Annotated in this window: 17 protein-coding genes; 6 read left to right on the top strand and 11 right to left on the bottom strand. The window is 69.3% G+C overall.

What is annotated here, in order from left to right; genetic code table 11:
* Positions 1 to 27: 27 nt before the first annotated feature.
* Positions 28 to 1200: a S8 family peptidase gene (locus SK854_RS12695; RefSeq protein ID WP_319975266.1), complete on the top strand. Its 1173-nt coding sequence runs from the start codon at positions 28 to 30 to the stop codon at positions 1198 to 1200.
* 42 nt (positions 1201 to 1242) lie between these two features.
* Here the strand turns inward: SK854_RS12695 and SK854_RS12690 are convergent, their stop codons facing one another.
* Complete coding sequence (locus tag SK854_RS12690; RefSeq protein ID WP_319975265.1) at positions 1243 to 2127, bottom strand: hypothetical protein; 885 nt, start codon at positions 2125 to 2127, stop codon at positions 1243 to 1245.
* Positions 2128 to 2304: 177 nt separating this feature from the next.
* On the opposite strand from SK854_RS12690, the gene SK854_RS12685 reads away from it, so the two are divergent.
* The gene (locus SK854_RS12685; protein ID WP_319975264.1) at positions 2305 to 3477 is read left to right on the top strand and encodes a S8 family peptidase; all 1173 of its coding nucleotides are present in this window, start codon (positions 2305 to 2307) and stop codon (positions 3475 to 3477) included.
* 130 nt (positions 3478 to 3607) lie between these two features.
* Here the strand turns inward: SK854_RS12685 and SK854_RS12680 are convergent, their stop codons facing one another.
* The 8 genes from SK854_RS12680 to SK854_RS12645 all read right to left on the bottom strand — a co-directional run bounded on the left by SK854_RS12680 (position 3608) and on the right by SK854_RS12645 (position 12784).
* A complete protein-coding gene (locus SK854_RS12680) occupies positions 3608 to 4489 on the bottom strand; it encodes a hypothetical protein (RefSeq protein ID WP_319975263.1) in 882 nt (293 codons plus the stop codon).
* A 66-nt stretch (positions 4490 to 4555) separates the two neighbouring features.
* Positions 4556 to 5689 (bottom strand): imidazolonepropionase, encoded by a 1134-nt coding sequence (gene hutI, locus SK854_RS12675; RefSeq protein WP_319975262.1) that lies wholly within the window; start codon positions 5687 to 5689, stop codon positions 4556 to 4558.
* Positions 5686 to 6960, bottom strand: coding sequence for a formimidoylglutamate deiminase (locus SK854_RS12670; RefSeq protein ID WP_319975261.1), 1275 nt, complete (start codon positions 6958 to 6960; stop codon positions 5686 to 5688). The genes hutI and SK854_RS12670 overlap by 4 nt, the downstream gene beginning before the upstream one ends.
* Positions 6957 to 8126, bottom strand: a complete 1170-nt coding sequence (locus tag SK854_RS12665) for an allantoate amidohydrolase (RefSeq protein ID WP_319975260.1) — start codon at positions 8124 to 8126, stop codon at positions 6957 to 6959. The genes SK854_RS12670 and SK854_RS12665 overlap by 4 nt, the downstream gene beginning before the upstream one ends.
* Positions 8126 to 9766: a urocanate hydratase gene (gene hutU, locus SK854_RS12660; RefSeq protein ID WP_319975259.1), complete on the bottom strand. Its 1641-nt coding sequence runs from the start codon at positions 9764 to 9766 to the stop codon at positions 8126 to 8128. Before hutU ends, SK854_RS12665 begins: the two co-directional genes overlap by 1 nt.
* Positions 9766 to 11271, bottom strand: a complete 1506-nt coding sequence (gene hutH, locus SK854_RS12655; protein WP_319975258.1) for a histidine ammonia-lyase — start codon at positions 11269 to 11271, stop codon at positions 9766 to 9768. Before hutH ends, hutU begins: the two co-directional genes overlap by 1 nt.
* 77 nt (positions 11272 to 11348) lie before the next feature.
* Entirely contained in the window at positions 11349 to 12260 is a 912-nt protein-coding gene (locus tag SK854_RS12650) for a hypothetical protein (RefSeq protein WP_319975257.1), read from the bottom strand.
* Positions 12257 to 12784: a SigE family RNA polymerase sigma factor gene (locus SK854_RS12645; RefSeq protein ID WP_093592114.1), complete on the bottom strand. Its 528-nt coding sequence runs from the start codon at positions 12782 to 12784 to the stop codon at positions 12257 to 12259. The genes SK854_RS12650 and SK854_RS12645 overlap by 4 nt, the downstream gene beginning before the upstream one ends.
* A gap of 112 nt (positions 12785 to 12896) precedes the next feature.
* On the opposite strand from SK854_RS12645, the gene SK854_RS12640 reads away from it, so the two are divergent.
* From SK854_RS12640 to SK854_RS12625, 4 genes are read left to right on the top strand one after another with little or no spacing between them, the layout of a single operon-like run.
* On the top strand, positions 12897 to 13682 hold the full coding sequence (locus SK854_RS12640; RefSeq protein WP_319975256.1) for an IclR family transcriptional regulator: 786 nt from the start codon (positions 12897 to 12899) through the stop codon (positions 13680 to 13682).
* A gap of 33 nt (positions 13683 to 13715) precedes the next feature.
* On the top strand, positions 13716 to 14150 hold the full coding sequence (locus SK854_RS12635) for a MarR family winged helix-turn-helix transcriptional regulator (protein ID WP_319975255.1): 435 nt from the start codon (positions 13716 to 13718) through the stop codon (positions 14148 to 14150).
* Positions 14151 to 14160: 10 nt separating this feature from the next.
* A complete protein-coding gene (locus SK854_RS12630) occupies positions 14161 to 15006 on the top strand; it encodes a haloalkane dehalogenase (RefSeq protein ID WP_319975254.1) in 846 nt (281 codons plus the stop codon).
* A gap of 4 nt (positions 15007 to 15010) precedes the next feature.
* On the top strand, positions 15011 to 15982 hold the full coding sequence (locus SK854_RS12625) for a GNAT family N-acetyltransferase (protein WP_319975253.1): 972 nt from the start codon (positions 15011 to 15013) through the stop codon (positions 15980 to 15982).
* Between the two features lie 33 nt (positions 15983 to 16015).
* Here the strand turns inward: SK854_RS12625 and SK854_RS12620 are convergent, their stop codons facing one another.
* Positions 16016 to 16882 (bottom strand): ABC transporter substrate-binding protein, encoded by an 867-nt coding sequence (locus SK854_RS12620; RefSeq protein ID WP_319975252.1) that lies wholly within the window; start codon positions 16880 to 16882, stop codon positions 16016 to 16018.
* A gap of 29 nt (positions 16883 to 16911) precedes the next feature.
* On the bottom strand, positions 16912 to 17577 hold the full coding sequence (locus SK854_RS12615) for an ABC transporter permease (protein WP_093592096.1): 666 nt from the start codon (positions 17575 to 17577) through the stop codon (positions 16912 to 16914).
* Positions 17578 to 17582: the final 5 nt, after the last annotated feature.

Raw genomic sequence — 17582 nt, 5'->3', positions numbered from 1 at the left:
TCGCGTCAAGCCTGCCTGGAGGACCCGATGAGAATCAACACCTGCATTGCTGCGGCATTGTTCGCGACCGTTCTCTGCACGCCCACCGCCAATGCACAACAAGCATTGCGGGGCGAGGGTGAGGCCGTTCCCGGCAGTTACATCGTCGTTCTCAAGGACGGCGTCAGCGCATCTCCGCAGAGCCTGCTGAGCAAGTACGAGGGCAGCCTCAAGCGCACCTACAAGGCCGTGCTCAACGGCTTCTCCGTGCGGGACATGTCCGAACACCAGGCCAGACGGCTCGCCGCGGACCCGAAGGTCTCCTACGTCCAGCGCAATCTGATCCTCTCCGGCCAGACCACCCAGTGGAACGCGCCGTGGAACCTGGACCGGATCGATCAGCGCGCCCTGCCTCTCAACGCCCAGTACACGTATCCGAACAATGCGGCGGCAGGTGTACGCGCCTACGTTCTCGACAGCGGCGTCCGAATCACGCACAACGAATTCGAAGGTCGCGCGTCGCACGGTTTCGACTTCATCGACGACGACGCGGACGCAAGCGACTGCGCCGGCCACGGCACCCATGTCGCCGGCACGATCGCGGGCCGGACTTCCGGTGTCGCCAAGCGGGCGCAGGTCGTCAGCGTGCGGGTGCTCGGCTGCGACAACATGGCCGACCAGGACAGCGTGGTCTCCGGCATCGAGTGGGTCACCGTCAACGGCCGACGCCCCGCGGTGGTCAACATGAGCCTCGGCGGGTTCGGCCAGAACGACCTCATGGAGAACGCCATCAGGCGGTCGATCGCGGCCGGGTTCACCTACGTGCTCGCCGCGGGCAACGACGGCCGCGACGCGTGCGGTTTCACCCCCGCCCGGCTGCCCGAGGCGATCACGGTCGGGGCCACCGACCGCAACGACAACCGATCGCTCTGGCCGCAGTGGGCGAAGGAGTCGAACTGGGGCCGTTGCGTCGACATCTGGGCACCGGGCACGGACGTCCGTTCCGCCTCCAGCGCGAACGACTTCGCCACCCGGCTCGACAGCGGCACGTCCATGGCGGCCCCGAGCGTGGCCGGTGCGGCGGCGCTCCACCTGAGCGCGAACCCCAACGCGACGAACCAGCAGGTGCGTGACGCACTCGTGAACGGCGCGACCACGACAGCGAACCTGCGCGACCTCCGCGCCGGATCGCCCGACAGGCTGCTGCGCATCGGGAACTAGAGAACCTCGATGCGCAGTCGTGGGAGTAGCGAGCGAGGGCCGCTACTCCCACTCCCACTTGATGCCGTGCACGGAGCCCGCCTGGGCTTCGTGCACGACCAGGTGCGCGGAGGCGGTGGTGCCGATCCAGAGGTCGCCCGTGTCCACGTCGGGTGCGCCCTTCTCGGACCGGGTGAAGCTGTGACAGCGCACGGGCACCGCGTCGGGGTGGAACTCGACCTCCAGCACGTAGTCGCGCAGGTTGCGGATGAACGTGCGGTCCGCCGACACGCTGTCCGCGCCGGGGTCGGCGATCATCCTGAGGTCGACGAGCGCGGTGTCCCCCGCCCGCAGCACCCGGTCGAGGATGACCTCGGCGACGAGCAGGTTGTTCTCGTCGTCCCTGCGCACCCGGCCCACCCGGCACGACTTCTCGGCGACGATGTCACCGGTGGAGAGGTCGGTGTCCTCCGCGACCTTCGCGACGAGCAGCCGGTCGACGCCGTCCTCGAACGCCTCGATCACCGAACTGGTCCGCATCTCGATCTCACGCCGGTCGGCACCGATCACCACGACGTCCCGCAGGCTGATGTACTTCGCCGGGGACGCCAGCAGCCTGTCCACGCGGTTGATGGCGCGACCGAGGTCGACCGCGGCCTCCTGCCAGATCCCCTCCAGCGCGGCGGCGCGCTCGACCCATCGCCCGCGCGGCCGCTTGTCGCCGAGGCTGCCGGTCAACGTTCCCGGCGCCAGCTTCAGGATCTCCTCCAGCGCGGCGACCGCGGCGAGCGACTCAGGCCGTTCCGGACGGCTGCGCCCGCGTCGCCAGTAGCTCAGCGTCGACAGGCTCACCTGCACGCCACGCAACTCCAGGTGGTGCTGGATCCGCTCCAGACTGAGACCGCTGGCCTCCACGGCCTTCGTCAACGCCTCGGCGAATTCCTGCACGCCCGAATGCTACGGCCAGTGATCAAATCCGGCTCGTCCAGGCACGGCGAGTGCCCGAAAACGGTGTCAAAACAGTTTTGACAGTATTGAGAACTGAAGTTTCGAACCTGTTATCCAGAGCACAACTCGCGTTAGTTTCTTGGTGTTCCCCAGTTCATTCCCTGCCAGGAGGAACCCATGGCACTTCGGCGTCGTGTCGCCATCGCGGCGGCATTGGGCATCGCTTCCACAGCGATGTGGACGCCCACCGCGATCGCTGAACAAGCAGTGCTCCCCGGTGCGGGCGCACAGGCGGTCGAGGGCAGCTACATCGTGGTGCTGAAGGACGGAGCGCGCACCCCTGCCAGCGCGTTGGCGTCCCGCTACCAGGGCAATGTCAAGCACACCTACAGCACCGCGCTGAACGGGTTCTCGGTCACCGGAATGTCCGAACGACAGGCGCGGCGCCTCGCGGCCGACCCGGACGTTCAATTCGTCGAGCGCAACACGGTCGCCACGATCCAGGCCACGCAGTCGAACCCGGTCTGGGGTCTCGACAGGATCGACCAGGCGAATCTGCCGCTCAGCCAGTCCTACACCTACCCGAACACCGCGTCGAACGTGACGGCGTACGTTCTCGACACCGGAATCAGGAAAACGCATTCCGAATTCGAGGGCCGCGCTTCCGACGGTTACGACTTCATCGACAACGACGCCGTCGCACAGGACTGCCAGGGCCACGGCACGCACGTCGCCGGCACGGTCGCGGGCAAGACCTACGGCGTCGCGAAGAAGGCCAAGCTCGTCGGCGTCCGCGTCCTCGACTGCAACGGCAGCGGTGCGTGGGACGGCATCATCCGCGGCATCGACTGGGTGACCGCCAACGGCAAGAAGCCCGCCGTCGTCAACATGAGCCTTGGCGGCAGCGGCACGAACGCCTCGCTGGAGAACGCCGTCAAGCGCTCGATCAGCGCGGGCATCACCTACGTGCTGGCGGGCGGCAACAGCGGCCAGGACGCGTGCAACTTCACCCCGGCCCGCACGCCGGAGGCGATCACGGTCGGTGCGTCGGACCGCGCGGACAAGCGTTCGATCTGGTCTGCGGGCTCGTCGAACTACGGCCAGTGCCTCGACATCTGGGCACCGGGCAGCGACATCGTGAGCGCCTCGCACAGCAACGACACCGGCACGCGGTCCATGGGCGGCACGTCGATGGCCTCCCCGCACGTCGCCGGAGCGGCGGCGCTCTACCTGAGCGCGAACCCGTCCGCGACGCCCGCCCAGGTGCGCAACGCCCTGGTCGGTGTGGCCACGCCGAACAAGCTGACCGACATCAAAACGGGTTCGCCGAACCTGTTGCTGAAGGTCTAGGAACCTGCTGTCGCCGCCACCCTGCAGCGGCGACGGCCATCCTGGGCGCCCTTGATGAGCAGGCCGAATGCGGCTCGGCCGAGCGCATCGTTTCGACTGGGGGCGCTTGCGGTGGGAGTGGGAGTAGCGGCTACTCCCACTCCCACCGCACTCCATAGATTCCGGGCTTCGAGTTCCGCACGTGGATGTGCGTCGACGCCGTCGTCCCGATCCACAGGTCGTTCAGCGCGGTCTCCGGTTCGTGCAACGACGGCCGCGCGAACTGGAAACAGCGCGCCGGCACCGCGTCCGGGTGGAAGTCGATCTGCAGCGTGTAGTCGTTCACCGGACGCAGGAACCGCCGGTCGCAGACCTCGCTGTCGGCGCCGGGTCTCATCCGGACCACGTAGTCGACGAGAGCCGTCTCGCCCGCTCTGAGCATCCGGTCGAAGAGGATCTCCGCGACGAGGAACCCCGTGGAGTCCTCACTGCGCACCCTCCCGAGCCGGCACGGCGGCCCCGCCTCGATCGACGGCACGCCGAGGTCCGTGGCATCGGCCAGCTGGATCGCGAGAAACCTGTCGACACCGTCCTCCAGCGCCTGGATCACGCCGGTGCAGTGGTTCGAGACCTCACGGCGGTCCGGCCCGATCACCTGCCGGTCCTGCACGCTCAGGTACGTCGTCGCCGTCGGCTGCAGCCGGTCGATCCGCGACATGACCTCACCGAGGTCGGTGGCCCGCGAGTCCCACATGTCCTCAAGTGACAGTGATTGGTCCACCCAGCGCCCACGCGGCCGCTTGTCGCCCAGCCGGTCGGTCAGGAAGCCCTCACCGAGGTCGAGCAGCTCCTCCAGCGCGGCGACGACCTTCAGCGACTCGGGGCGTTCCGGCCGGCTGCGGCCGCGGCGCCAGTAGCTGAGCGTCGAGATGCTCACCTGCATGCCGCGCGCGGCCAGGTGGTGCTGGATGCGTTCGAGACTGAGGCCGCTGTTGTCGACGGCTTTCGTCAGGGCCTCCGCGAAATCCACCACGGGGACACCGTACGGCCCCGCACCTTCCGCCAGTAGGCCCACACGGAGGGCAATGAGACAGCTGTCTCAATTGGCTCGTTCGCCCCGACGCCACACCGAGTGCGTCAACGGGACGCCCGGTCGGTACGCCAGATGCGTGATCGAGGGTGCGTCCAGCACGTGGAGATCAGCCCGCGCACCAGGCCTGATGACCCCCACGTCGGTGCGGCGCAACGCCTGCGCGCCTCCCGCCGTGGCCGCCCAGACCGCTTCCTCGACGCTCATCCGCATCTGCAGGACCGCTGTCGTCACGCAGAACGCCATCGACGAGGTGTAGGACGAGCCGGGGTTGCAGTTGCTGGCGAGCGCGACCGTCGCACCGGCGTCCAGCAGGGCGCGGGCGGGCGGCAGCGACTGGCGGGTCGACAGATCGCACGCCGGGAGCAGCGTGGCGACGGTGTCCGACGACGCGAGCGCGTCGATGTCGGCAGGCGACAAGTACGTGCAGTGGTCTACCGAGGCGGCGCCGAGTTCCACGGCCAGCCGCACACCGGGGCCCTCGCCGAGCTGGTTGCCGTGGACGCGCAGGCCGAGGCCCTTCGCCGCGGCTGCCTGGAGCACGGCCTTCGACTGGTCGTAGTCGAAGGCGCCCTTCTCGCAGAACACGTCAGCCCAGCGCACGAGAGGTGCGACGGCGTCGAGCATCTCGCCGCGGACCAGGTCGACGTACTCGTCCGCGTCCGCGCCGGGCGGCACGAGGTGGGCGCCGAGGAACGTGACCTCGTCGGCGTGCTCGGCCGCGATGCGCGCCGACCGCACCTCGTCCTGAACGTTCAGGCCGTAGCCGGTCTTGGTCTCGACGAACGTCGTTCCTTGGCGGAGAGCCTCGGCGACGTGCTTGCGCAGGACCGCGGCCAGTTCCTCGTCCGTCGCGGTACGGGTCGCGTTGACGGTCACGGCGATGCCGCCCGCGGTGTAGGGCTTGCCGGCCATGCGCGCGCCGAACTCGGCGGTGCGGTCGCCCGCGAAGACCAGGTGGGTGTGGCTGTCGACCCAGCCGGGCAGCACCGCGCGGCCCTCGACGTCGACCCGTTCGTCGGCCGCGGGGGCGCTGTTCGCGTTTCCGACCCAGGCGATCTCCGAGCCGTCGATGACCAGCGCGTCGCCGCTGACTTCGGTGTTCGTGGTCAGCTCACCGATGCCGGTGATCAGCACGCTCATTCCCACAGCTCCTCGATCGCGTCCGTCAGCAGCCTGCCGACGTCTCCCAGAGTCTCGTGCACCCCACCTGCGGCGACCACGCGGCCGCCGACGACCACCGTGTCCACATCGGACGCCGTCGCCGTCAGGAGAACCTGCTGCGGCAACGAACCCGCGGTGCGCGGCGTCGAGCAGCTGATCGCCACGAGGTCGCAGGGCGCGCCCGGCTCGATGCGTCCGCCGTCCCAGCCGAGTGCGGAGTGGCGGGTGGCGGCGTCGAGCAGTTCGGCCGGCGAGAAACGGCCGCGCTGACCGGTGCGGAGGCGTTCGTCGTGCTCCAACGCGCGGGTTTCCAGCAGCGGGTCGATCACCGCGTGCTGGTCGCTGCCCAGCGACAACGGGCTGCCCGCGTCGGCCAGTTCGCGGGCGGGGCCGATGCCGTCGGCCAGGTCCGCCTCGGTCGTCGGGCAGAAGCACGCGCCGGTGCCGGAGCCGCCCAGCATCGCGATGTCCTCGGCCGTCAGGTGCGTGGCGTGCACGGCCGTCGTGCGGGGTGACAACGCCCCGGCCTCGTGCAGGAGTCCGGTCGGCGTGAGGCCGTAGGCGGCCAGGCAGGCCTCGTTCTCGGCGGGCTGCTCGGAGAGGTGGACGTGCAACGGGGCGTCCGGGAACGCCTGCGCCACCACGGAGAGCTCGGCGCGCGGGACGGCCCGGACCGAGTGGATCGCGGCACCGACGCGCATCACGTCGTCGGACTTCAGCTCGCCGACCCTGGACGCCCACGCCTCGGCGGTGCCGTCGGAGAAGCGTTGCTGCACCTCGTTCACCGGCTGGTCGATGCCACCCGCGAGGTAGCAGGTGTCGAGCAACGTGAGGCGGATGCCCGCGTCCTTGGCCGCTTCACGCAGCGCGTACCCGAACTCGTTCGACCTGTCGTGGACGTAGTGGAACTCCCCCACGGCCGACACACCCGCGAGCGCCATCTCGCCGTAGACCGCGCGGGCCAGGCGGTAGTAGGACTGCGGGGTCAGTTTCGACGCCAGCGCGTACATGCCTTCGCGCCACGTCCAGAACGTGCCGCCGCCGTCGTGCGTGCGACCCCTCAACGCCCGATGGAACGCGTGCGAGTGGGCGTTCGCGAAGCCCGGCACGACGACGCCGTGCAGGCGGCGAACACCCAGCGGAATCGTGTCCACAGTGGACACGTTCGCGATCACACCGTTCTCGACCCTGATCAGGACGCGCTCGGCGAGCCCGGCGGGCAACCAGGCTCGCTCGCACCAGAAGTTCATGAGCCGAGATGTTCGATGGTCGCGGCCAGCGCCTTGACGCCCTCGTCGACGTCGGCCTGCTCGGCGAACTCCTCCGGCGCGTGACTGACGCCGGTGGGGTTGCGCACGAACAACATCGCGGTCGGCACGTGCGCGGCGAGGATGCCCGCGTCGTGACCTGCTCCGGTCGGCAGCGCCGGAACGCCGCCGAGCGCACCCGCGATGTCGTCCCGCAGCCCGCTGTCGAAGTGCACCGTGTCGCCGTACGACTCCTCGGTGATCCTCAGCTCGCAGCCTTCCTCCTTGGCGGCCTGGTGAGCCGCCTCGGAGATCTCCGCGACCATCGCACGGGTGCGCGCGTCGTCGGTGTCCCGTGCGTCCAGCCAGACGTCCACAGTGGACGCGATGACGTTGGTGCCACCGGGGTTGGGGACGAGCCTTCCCACGGTGGCACGCCCGCCACCCCTGGCCGCCTTCCTGGCGGCGAGGACGAGTTGTGATGCCGGAAGCATCGGGTCACGGCGATCTTCGATCAGCGTCGCGCCGGCGTGGTTTCCCTCGCCGGCGAACGTGAAGCGCCACCGGCCGTGCGCGAGGATGCTGCTCGCCACACCGACCGGCACCGTGAGGCCGCGGCCCTGTTCGACGTGCAGCTCGACGAACTGGCCGATGCGCTTGAGCGCCCGTTCGTCGCGGCCAACCAGATCGGGGTCGTACCCGGCGGCCTTCATCGCCTCGGCGAGCGTGATGCCGTCCGGATCCTTGAGCGCCAGCGCCTTCTCCGGGGAGATGGCGCCGGCCAGCAGCCGGGAGCCGAGGCACGCGACGCCGAACCGGCCGCCCTCCTCCTCGGCGAAGACCGTGATCGCGAACGGCCGCGCGGGCTTGAACCCCTTTGCCTGCAGGAGATCCACGGCCTCCAGAGCCGACGTCACCCCCAGCGGGCCGTCGAACGCGCCGCCGCCGGGCACCGAGTCCAGGTGGCTGCCGGTGATGAGCGCGTTGTCGCCGCGCTCGCCCCACCACGCCCAGAGGTTGCCGTTCCGGTCGGTCTCGACGTTGAGACCTCGCCGGACCGCCTGCTCGACGAACCAGTGCCGCAGTTCGAGTTCGGGCTTGTTGTACCCGTGGCGCGAGTAGCCGCCGCGCTTCAGGTCCTTGCCGACGTCCGCGATCTGGTCGAGCATCAGCCCTCCATCGGAATGCGGACGCCCTTGTCCGCTGCCACCGTCTTCGCCTCGTCGTACCCGGCGTCCACGTGCCGGATGACGCCCATGCCGGGGTCGTTGGTCAGCACGCGCTCGATCTTCTGCGCCGCGAGCTCGGTGCCGTCCGCGACCGTCACCTGGCCGGCGTGGATCGAACGGCCGATGCCGACGCCGCCGCCGTGGTGGATCGACACCCACGTGGCACCGGAAGCCGTGTTGACCAGGGCGTTGAGCAGCGGCCAGTCCGCGATCGCGTCGGAACCGTCGGCCATCGCCTCGGTCTCGCGGTACGGGGAGGCCACCGAGCCGCAGTCGAGGTGGTCGCGGCCGATGACGATCGGCGCGGACAGCTCGCCGGACGCCACCATCTCGTTGAACTTGAGGCCGGCCAGGTGCCGTTCGCCGTAGCCGAGCCAGCAGATGCGGGCGGGCAGGCCCTGGAACTCGACGCGCTCACCTGCCATCTTGATCCACCGGTGCAGCTGCTCGTTCTCCGGGAACAGCTCCAGGATCGCGGCGTCGGTCTTGGCGATGTCGGCGGGGTCGCCGGACAGCGCCGCCCAGCGGAACGGGCCCTTGCCCTCGCAGAACAGCGGCCGGATGTAGGCGGGCACGAAGCCGGGGAACGCGAAAGCGCGCTCGTAGCCGCCGAGCTGCGCCTCGCCGCGGATCGAGTTGCCGTAGTCGAACACCTCGGCGCCGCGGTCCATGAACCCGACCATGGCCTCGACGTGCGCGGCCATCGACTTGCGGGCGCGCTCGGTGAACTCCTCGGGCTTCGTGGCGGCGTAGTCCTGCCACTCCTCCAGCGAGACACCGACGGGCAGGTACGCCAACGGGTCGTGCGCCGACGTCTGGTCCGTGACGATGTCGATCGCGACCTCGCGGCGCAGCAGCTCGGGCAGGATCTCCGCCGCATTGCCCACGACACCAACGGAAACGGCCTCACCGGCGGCCTTCGCGGCCAGCACGCGTTCGATCGCCGAGTCCAGGTCGTCCGCCACCTCGTCGAGGTAGCGGGTCTCCAGGCGACGCTGCGCGCGATGCGGGTCGACCTCGATGCAGAGAGCAACGCCCTCGTTCATCGTCACGGCGAGCGGCTGCGCGCCACCCATGCCGCCGAGGCCCGCGGTCACCGTGAGGGTTCCACGCAGCGTGCCGTTGAAGCGCTTGGTGGCGACGGCGGCGAACGTCTCGAAGGTGCCCTGCAGGATGCCCTGGGTGCCGATGTAGATCCACGACCCGGCGGTCATCTGCCCGTACATCGTGAGGCCCTCGGCCTCCAGGCGGCGGAACTCGGGCCAGTTCGCCCAGTCCGGCACGAGGTTGGAGTTCGCGATGAGCACGCGAGGCGCCCACTCGTTCGTGCGCATGACGCCGACCGGACGGCCGGACTGCACGAGCAGGGTCTCGTCGGCTTCCAGGTTCTTGAGCTCGCGGGTGATCGCGTCGAACGACGGCCAGTCGCGCGCGGCCTTGCCGGTGCCGCCGTAGACCACGAGGTCCTCGGGACGCTCGGCGACGTCCGGGTCGAGGTTGTTGTGGAACATCCGCAGCGCGGCTTCGGTCGACCAGTTCTTCGCGGTCAGCTCGGTGCCTCGGTCAGCGCGAACAGCCATTACAGGGCTCCACTTCGAATCAGGGCCTCGGCGGCGGCGATCTCGGGGGCGAGGTGGCGGTCCGGGCCGGGGCCCAGGACGGTCTCGCGCAACTTCGCCACGGCGGCGGCCGTCGCGGGGGCGGGCTTGAGAGGCGCGCGCAGGTCGAGAGCCCGTGCGGCGGTGAGCAGTTCGATGGCCAGCACGGTCGTGAGACCGTCCACGGCCTTGCGCAGCTTGCGGGCGGCGGACCAGCCCATCGACACGTGGTCCTCCTGCATCGCGGAGGACGGGATCGAGTCGACGGACGCCGGCACGGCCAGGCGCTTGAGCTCGGACACGATCGCCGCCTGGGTGTACTGGGCGATCATGTGGCCGGAGTCGACGCCGGGGTCGTCGGCGAGGAACGGCGGCAGGCCGTGCGACCGCGAGACGTCGAGCATGCGGTCGGTGCGACGCTCGGCGATGGACGCGACGTCCGCGAGCGGGATGGCCAGGAAGTCCAGCACGTACGCGACCGGGGCGCCGTGGAAGTTGCCGTTGGACTCGACACGGCCGTCCGCCAGCACGACGGGGTTGTCGATCACGGACGACAGCTCGCGATCGGCCACCGTCGCCGCGTAGGCCACCGTGTCGCGAGCCGCGCCGTGCACCTGCGGCGAGCAGCGCAGCGAGTACGCGTCCTGCACGCGGGTGCAGTCCGGGCCGCGGTGCGAGGCGACGATCTCGGAGTTCTTGAGGAACGCGAGCATCCGCGCGGCGCTGACGTTCTGGCCGGGGTGCGGGCGCAGCGCGTGCAGTTCGGGTTCGAAGACCCGGTCCGTGCCCAGCAGAGCCTCGACGCTCATCGCGGCGGTGAGGTCCGCGACGTCCAGCAGCCTGGTGAAGTCGGCGATCGCCAGCGACAGCATGCCGAGCATGCCGTCGGTGCCGTTGATCAGCGCGAGGCCTTCCTTCTCGGCCAGCTGCACCGGTTCGATACCGGCTTCCTCCAGCGCCACGGCGGCGGGCACGAGCTCGTCGCGGGAGTTGCGGACCATGCCCTCGCCCATCAACGCCAGCGCGTTCGCCGACAACGGCGCGAGGTCGCCGGAACAGCCCAGCGAGCCGTACTCGTGCACGATCGGGGTGATGCCGGCGTTCAGCATCCCGGCCATGGCGTCCACAGTGGACAGCCGGACGCCGGTGTGGCCGGTCGAGAGCGTGCGCAGGCGCAGCAGCATCAACGCCCGCACGACCTCCCGCTCGACCTCGGGCCCGGAACCGGCGGCGTGCGAGCGGATCAGCGACCGCTGCAGCTGGGCACGGCGGTCCGGCGGGATGTGCCGGACGGCGAGCGCGCCGAACCCGGTCGAGACGCCGTAGGTGGGGCGTTCGGCCGTGGCGAGCTGTTCGATGTGGCCACGGGCGGCGGTGACCGCCTCACGGGCCGCCGCGGTGATCTCCACCGGGGCGCCGTCGCGGGCGACGGCATGAACGTCCTCGAGGGTCAGAGGCTTCGGACCCAGCTCCACCGGTTGTCGCATGCAGACATCACAGCGCTCCGGGGCCGAGTCAGCGACCCCGGAGCGCCCGATGGTGTCTGAGATCCCAGACAGGCTCTCTAGAGGCCCTTGCCGATCCAGCCCGTGTCCGGCCGACCGGCGATCTCGACCTTGTTCACCAGCTCGACCAGCTCGTCGGACCAGGCGCTGGAGGTCGCCGAGATCCACAGGCCGCCGTCCTGGACCGCCACGGTGTTGCCGTTGCGCACGCCCTGCTTGCCGCGCACGGTCAGCGCCTCGTTCGGCGCGGGCAGCTCCGGCCTGTCCGTCGCCACCTGCACGGAGATCGAGTTCTTGCCCAGCGACGAGTGCCACTTGTCCGGCGCGGTGCCGCGCACGACCTCGGCGTACCTGCCTTCGAGCTTGAACGGCGGTTCGTGGGTGATCTTGCCGTCGGCTCGCACCGACTCGGCCACGCGCAGAGCGACCTCACGTGCGTCGCTCACCCCGCCCATGGTCACCTCCAAGACGTCCTGCGCCTTCCAGACGACGGTTGCGGCGTCTCCCCTGACCTGCACCCACGCCTCCAGACCGCGGACTTTGGCCGACTCCCACCCGTGGGTGTCCGGCATCCCGCCGAGCGCCCTGATCACGAGGCCCGGATTGCTGTAGGGCGTAGCGCCCGCGGGACCCCACACCCTGGTGGGCGCCACGTTCGTGGCGCGAAGGCTCTCGACGAACCCGAACGGCAACCAGTGCGGTGCGTACTTGAACGCGGCGCTCTTGCCGTTGTCCTGCACGAGCGCGGCGGCGGCGTCGTTCGCGTTCGGCGGCGTGTACCTGTCGCCGGCGATGACGCCCGCGAAGATCAGGACGGCGACCGCGGCCACGCCGGCCGTGGCGATCAGGAAGATGTTGTTCCGCTGCCGCTTCCGCTTGCGCCTCAGGGCGTTCAGCGTCGGCCCCGGATGCGGGGTGCGTTCGGCGAGCTGGCCGAGCGCATCCTTGATCAGCTGTTCGGTGTCGTTCACGACAGGCCCTCCCCTAGCCGCAACCCGACTCCTGCGGGCTCCGGCGTGTGGTCCAGGCGGAGTGTGGCCAGCGCACGCGAGATGTGGCTGCGCACGGTTCCCTCGGCACAACCGAGCATCTGTGCGATCTCCGAGTCCTCGTAGTTCTCGTAGTAGCGGAGCACGACGGCGGCCCGCTGTTTGCGGGGCAGCTTCGCGATCCGCTGCAACATTGCTTCCCGCTCGTCGTAGTGGTGCGTCTTGTCCGCGACGGGCGGGGTGACGGACTCCAGCGTCGTCATGCAGAGAGCGACGTCCTTGGCGGCCCTGCGTCTGCGCCACGAGAGGTACTCGTTGGTCACCATGCGCTTGACGTAGGCGTTGGGGAGGTCGACTGAACCGATGCGATCCCATTTCTGCTGCGCGCGCAGCAGGACTTCCTGGACCACGTCCTGGGCCAGGTGCGGGTCGCACGTGAGCACGGTGGCATAGCGCAGCAACGGGGTCACCTGTTCTGCCACGAAGTCATCGAAACTCGGTGTCAATCCCGACCCCCTTCAAAACCGTCACGCCCCTCCAACGCTCCCCGGGCGTGTTCTGTTGAGTGTGCCCTGATGTAGTAACGGCGTGGGCTGCATCACGTGGGAAAATCACTGCGTGGGCAGCAGCAGTGACGTTCCCGCGCTGCGGCGAGGGTTGGCGGTCCTCCGGCTGCTGGCGGGCAGACCGGGGCCCGTCTCCGCGGCGTCGGTGGCGCGCGAGCTCAATCTGCCCAGGTCAACGACCTATCACCTGCTGTCGGAGCTGACCGAGGCCGGCTTCGCGACGCACTTTCCCGAGGAGAAGCGCTACGGCCTGGGCGTCGCGGCGTTCGAACTCGGCTCCGCGTACCTGCGGCACGACCCGCTGGAACGCCTGGCCCGCCCGTTGCTGCGCAAGCTCGCCGACCGGATGGAGAAGGTCGCGCACCTGGGTGTCCTGCACGGCGCCGAGGCCCTCTACCTCGTGCGCGAGCAGCCCAGGCAGCCGCAGTCGATCGTGTCCGACGTCGGCGTCCGGCTGCCGGCCCACCTGACCGCCTCCGGCCGCGCGATGCTCGCCCACCTGCCGCCGGCGCAGGTCAGGGCACTGCTGCCGTCCGTGGCCGCGTTCGTCGACCGAACCGGCCGGGGCCCGCACAACCTGCCGGCGCTGCGCCGGTTGCTGACGCTCGAACGCCGCCAGGGCTGGTCGGTCGAGGACGGGTTCGTGACCGCGGGGTTCGCCTCGGTGGCCGCACCGGTGTTCGACCACGGCGAGCGACCGATCGCGGCCATCACGCTGACGTTCCGGCACCTGTGCGACACGCCGTGCGGCGCTACCTGGCCCGATCTGGCCAAGGAGGTCCGCAAGGCGGCCGAGGAGCTGACGGTCCGGATCGGCGGGCACGCCGCAACTTCGTAGCCATGTACATAGTAGCCATGTACCGTATCTGCCATGAGCAGTGCGGGAGCGACGCCTGGGCACCTCGTGTGGCGTCTGGCGATGAAGTGGCGAACGGCCGTTGACCGCGCGTTGACGCCGCACGGCCTGACGCACGCCCAGTACGTGGTGCTGTCGTCGTTGGTCGCGCTGGACCGGCCGTCACAACGCGAACTGGCCGAGCACACCGGCCTGGAACCGCTGTACGTCTCGAAGCTGGCGCGCGCATTGGAGGCTTCGGGCTTCATCGCGCGCACCCGCGACACCGTCGACACCCGAACGGTCCGGCTGACGCTGACCGACCGCGGCCACGAGGTCGTCGGGCCCGCCATCGCCGTCGTCGGCGCCCTGCTGGACCGCCTGCTGGAACCCCTGGGCGGCCGCTCCGGCGACCGCATCGAGGCGCTCTCCCGCGAGCTGACGGCACTGCTCGACGTCCCGCTCGACTGAGGAGCCTCCGATGCCCGTCGTTCCCGTTCTCGACTCGACCATGCACTACCTGGAGTCCGGTTCCGCGCCGTTCGTGTTCCTGCACGGCAACCCAGGCTCGTCGCACAGCTGGCGCAACGTCTTACCCGAACTGGGAGGGCTCGCCCCGGATCTCATCGGCATGGGCCGTTCCGGCAAGCCGGACATCGACTACTCGTTCGCCGACCACGCTCGCTACCTGGACGCGTGGTTCGACGCTGTCGGCTTGGACCGCGTGATCCTGGTCGGCCACGACTGGGGCGGCGCGCTGGCGTTCGACTGGGCGGCCAGGAACCCTTCGCGCGTCGCGGGCATCGCCTTCTTCGAGACGATCGTGAAGCCGATGACCGGGTCCGAACTTCCTTTGCCCGCACAGGAACGTGTGCGGCGCTTCCGCACGCCCGGTCTCGGTGAGGAGCTGGTTCTGGAGAGTGACGGGTTCGTGCGACAGGCGTTCACCGGCGGTGTCCGCACGCCGGTTTCTCCGGATGACATGGCGATCTACCTCGCGCCGTTCCCCGACGCCGCGAGCCGGCGGCCGGTGCTCGCCTGGGCACGGCAGATGCCGTTCGACGGCGAGCCTGCTTCGCTGGTGCCGCGGATCGAGGCCTACGACGCCTGGCTGGGCGAGTCCGGGGTGCCCAAGCTGTTGCTGACCTTCGAGGGCTCGCCGACGTTGCTGATCGGACCGCAGTTGCACACCTGGTGCGCGGAGAACATCGCGGCGCTGGACGTCGTGGCCGCTGGTGAGGCAGGGCACCACGCGCAGGAGGACCGGCCGAAGGAGATCGCCGCGGCGATCGGGGCTTGGGCGGAGCACCACGAGCTGGTTGCATGAGTGCATGGGGGTAGTGGTCGAGATCGAGGAACTGGAGTTCGCTTCCGCGCCAGAGGAGGACCGGCGTGGCCTCTACGAGGTCCTGGCGACCTGGGCGGTCGAGGACTCGCCCAGCAAGAAGCGGCCACTCTACGAATCCTGCGTCGCCATGTGGGAGCTCCGCGACGACGTCGGCTTCGAGGCGGCGCACTTCGCCGTGGCGAGAGAAGAAGGAAAGATCATCGGCTATGCCGAGGTGAAGGTCTCCAAGGCCGAGGCGAACACCCACCTCGCCAACGCCAACATCGTGGTGCTGCCTCAACACCGCCGTCGTGGCATCGGTACGGCGCTGCTCCGCGCGATGCGGTCGTTGTTGCGCGGACGCACCGTCATCGAGGCGTGGAGCGTGTACAAGGACAGCCCTGCTGAACAGTTCGCCGCCGCCCGTGGATTCCGGGTCGTCACCACCATGACGAGACAACGGCTGACTCTCGCCGACCCGCCCGAGATCGGCGAGGTTCCGGCGGGATACGAGCTGGTCACCTGGAAGGGCGCGGCGCCGGAGGAGTTCGTCGAGGCCTACGTCGAGGCGCTCAACGGAATCAGGGACGCGCCACAGGGCGACACGACGATCGACCTGACGCAGAACACTGTCGAGAGCATCCGGCGGGAGGAGGCCACCGCCGTCGCGGTCCACTGGGTCGTGCTCCTGCTGCACGAGGGCGAGGCCGCCGGAGTCACGGTGGTGGAGCTGAACTCCGTGGTCCCGACCCTCGCCGAACAACTGCAGACGGTCGTGTTGCCGGCGCACCGCGGCAAAGGACTAGGCAGGCTGATCAAGGCACGCATGCTGCACAACCTGACCGGCATCGAGGAGATTCGCACGCGCACGAGCAGCGAGAACGAGCACATGCTTCGCGTGAACCACTCGCTCGGCTACGAGGACACCTTCATCTACATGGCCGTACAAGCGAAAACCGCTGACCTGCAGCCGTGAATCGGCTGCGGGCCAGCGGTTCTCAGGTCCAGGTCAGATGCCCGCCGAGGCGAGCCACTCCTTGGCGACCTTCTCCGGTTCTGGCTTGTCCGGCGACGACAGCTTCTGGTTCAGCTCCAGCAGCGTCTTCGTGTCGAGCTTCTTCGAGATGGCGTTGAGGGTGTCGCGGACCTGCTGCGACGCCTTCTTCTCGTTGATGAGCGGCAACACGTTCTGCGCGGCGAAGACGTTCTTCGGGTCTTCCAGCACCACGAACTCGTTGGCCTTGATGGCCGCGTCCGTCGTGAACAGGTCGGCCGCCTGCACCGTGTTGTCCTTCAGGCCGGCGACGGTCAGCGGGCCGCCGACGTCGAGGGCCTTGAACTCCTTGAACTCGCAGGCGTACTTGGCCTTCAGGCCGGGCAGGCCGTCCGGGCGGTTCTGGAACTCCGGCGGGCCGCCGAAGACCAGGTCCTTGCAGTACGGCACGAGGTCGTCGAGCGACTTGAGGCTGTACTGGGCGGCGATCTGCTTGGTGACGACGACCGCGTCCTTGTCCTCGGCGGAGGACTTGTCGAGCACGATGAGGCCCGCCGGCAGCGACTTCTTCAGCGCCGCGTAGACCTCGTCCGAACCGACTTCGGGCGCTTCCTTGTTGACGTGCTTGAGAAGCACGCCGGTGTACTCCGGGATCAGGTCGATCGAGCCGTCCTGCACGCCCTTGAAGTACAGCTCCCGGTTGCCGATGTTCGGCTTCTTCGAGACCTTGACGCCCTTGGCGGACAACGCTTCCGCGTAGATCTCCGAGAGCAGTCGCGACTCCGGGAAGTTCGCGGAGCCCACGACGATGGTGTCCGTCGGGGCCGGGTCGGTCTTCCCGTCTCCGGTCAGCGGATCGCCACCGCACGCAGACAGAAGCATGACCGCAGCGACGGCTGTCGCGATGCGCTTCATCTCTTTCCTCCGGTTCCCACTGGACGCAGCCCTGGCGAGACCGTCAGCCGTTGCAGGCCGGCGAACCCCAGGTCGACGAGAACGGCGAGCAGTGCCACGAGCACCGCGCCGGCGAGCATCTGTCCGAACTCCTGCAGGGCGAGGCCGTCGAAGACGAGCCTGCCCAGTCCACCGGCGCCCGTGTAGGCGGCGATGGTGGCGGTCGCGACCACTTGCAGCGCGGCGCCGCGGAAACCGCCGTAGATCAACGGAAGCGCGTTCGGGATCTCCACCTGGAGCAGCACACCCGACTCGCGCATGCCGACGCCCCGTGCGGCGTCGACGGTCACCGGGTCGACAGCGCGGACACCCGCGTACGTGCCCGCCATGATCGGCGGGATCGCGAGCAGCACCAGCGCGACGTACACCGGGAAGTCACCGAGACCCGCCCACAGCACGACGAGGATCAGCACCGCCGTGGTCGGCAACGCCCGCAGCGCGTTGGAGAGTCCGACGATCACGAACCCACCCTTGCCGGTGTGACCGACGAACGCGCCCAGCGGGATCGCGATGACCGCGGCGATCAGCAACGTCAGCAGCGTGTAGCCGAGATGTTCGGCCAACCGCACCGGAATCCCGGTCGTGCCGGACCAGTGCGCGGGATCGAAGAGCCAGCCACCCATTCAGC

It is taken from the genome of Lentzea sokolovensis (genome assembly GCF_033949975.1).
Taxonomy (GTDB): Bacteria; Actinomycetota; Actinomycetes; order Mycobacteriales; family Pseudonocardiaceae; genus Lentzea; species Lentzea sokolovensis.
The sequence above is the reverse complement of the archived record's forward strand: the minus strand, read 5'-3'. Positions and strand labels throughout refer to the sequence as shown.

Coding starts and splice junctions, on each gene's coding strand:
- SK854_RS12665 (WP_319975260.1), bottom strand. CDS start 8,126: ATGCTCGACCAGATCGCGGACGTCGGCAAGGACCTGAAGCGCGGCGGC.
- SK854_RS12630 (WP_319975254.1), top strand. CDS start 14,161: ATGCCCGTCGTTCCCGTTCTCGACTCGACCATGCACTACCTGGAGTCC.
- SK854_RS12635 (WP_319975255.1), top strand. CDS start 13,716: ATGAGCAGTGCGGGAGCGACGCCTGGGCACCTCGTGTGGCGTCTGGCG.
- SK854_RS12620 (WP_319975252.1), bottom strand. CDS start 16,882: ATGCTTCTGTCTGCGTGCGGTGGCGATCCGCTGACCGGAGACGGGAAG.
- SK854_RS12695 (WP_319975266.1), top strand. CDS start 28: ATGAGAATCAACACCTGCATTGCTGCGGCATTGTTCGCGACCGTTCTC.
- SK854_RS12685 (WP_319975264.1), top strand. CDS start 2,305: ATGGCACTTCGGCGTCGTGTCGCCATCGCGGCGGCATTGGGCATCGCT.
- SK854_RS12615 (WP_093592096.1), bottom strand. CDS start 17,577: ATGGGTGGCTGGCTCTTCGATCCCGCGCACTGGTCCGGCACGACCGGG.
- hutH (WP_319975258.1), bottom strand. CDS start 11,271: ATGCGACAACCGGTGGAGCTGGGTCCGAAGCCTCTGACCCTCGAGGAC.
- hutI (WP_319975262.1), bottom strand. CDS start 5,689: ATGAGCGTGCTGATCACCGGCATCGGTGAGCTGACCACGAACACCGAA.
- hutU (WP_319975259.1), bottom strand. CDS start 9,766: ATGGCTGTTCGCGCTGACCGAGGCACCGAGCTGACCGCGAAGAACTGG.
- SK854_RS12670 (WP_319975261.1), bottom strand. CDS start 6,960: ATGAACTTCTGGTGCGAGCGAGCCTGGTTGCCCGCCGGGCTCGCCGAG.
- SK854_RS12625 (WP_319975253.1), top strand. CDS start 15,011: ATGGGGGTAGTGGTCGAGATCGAGGAACTGGAGTTCGCTTCCGCGCCA.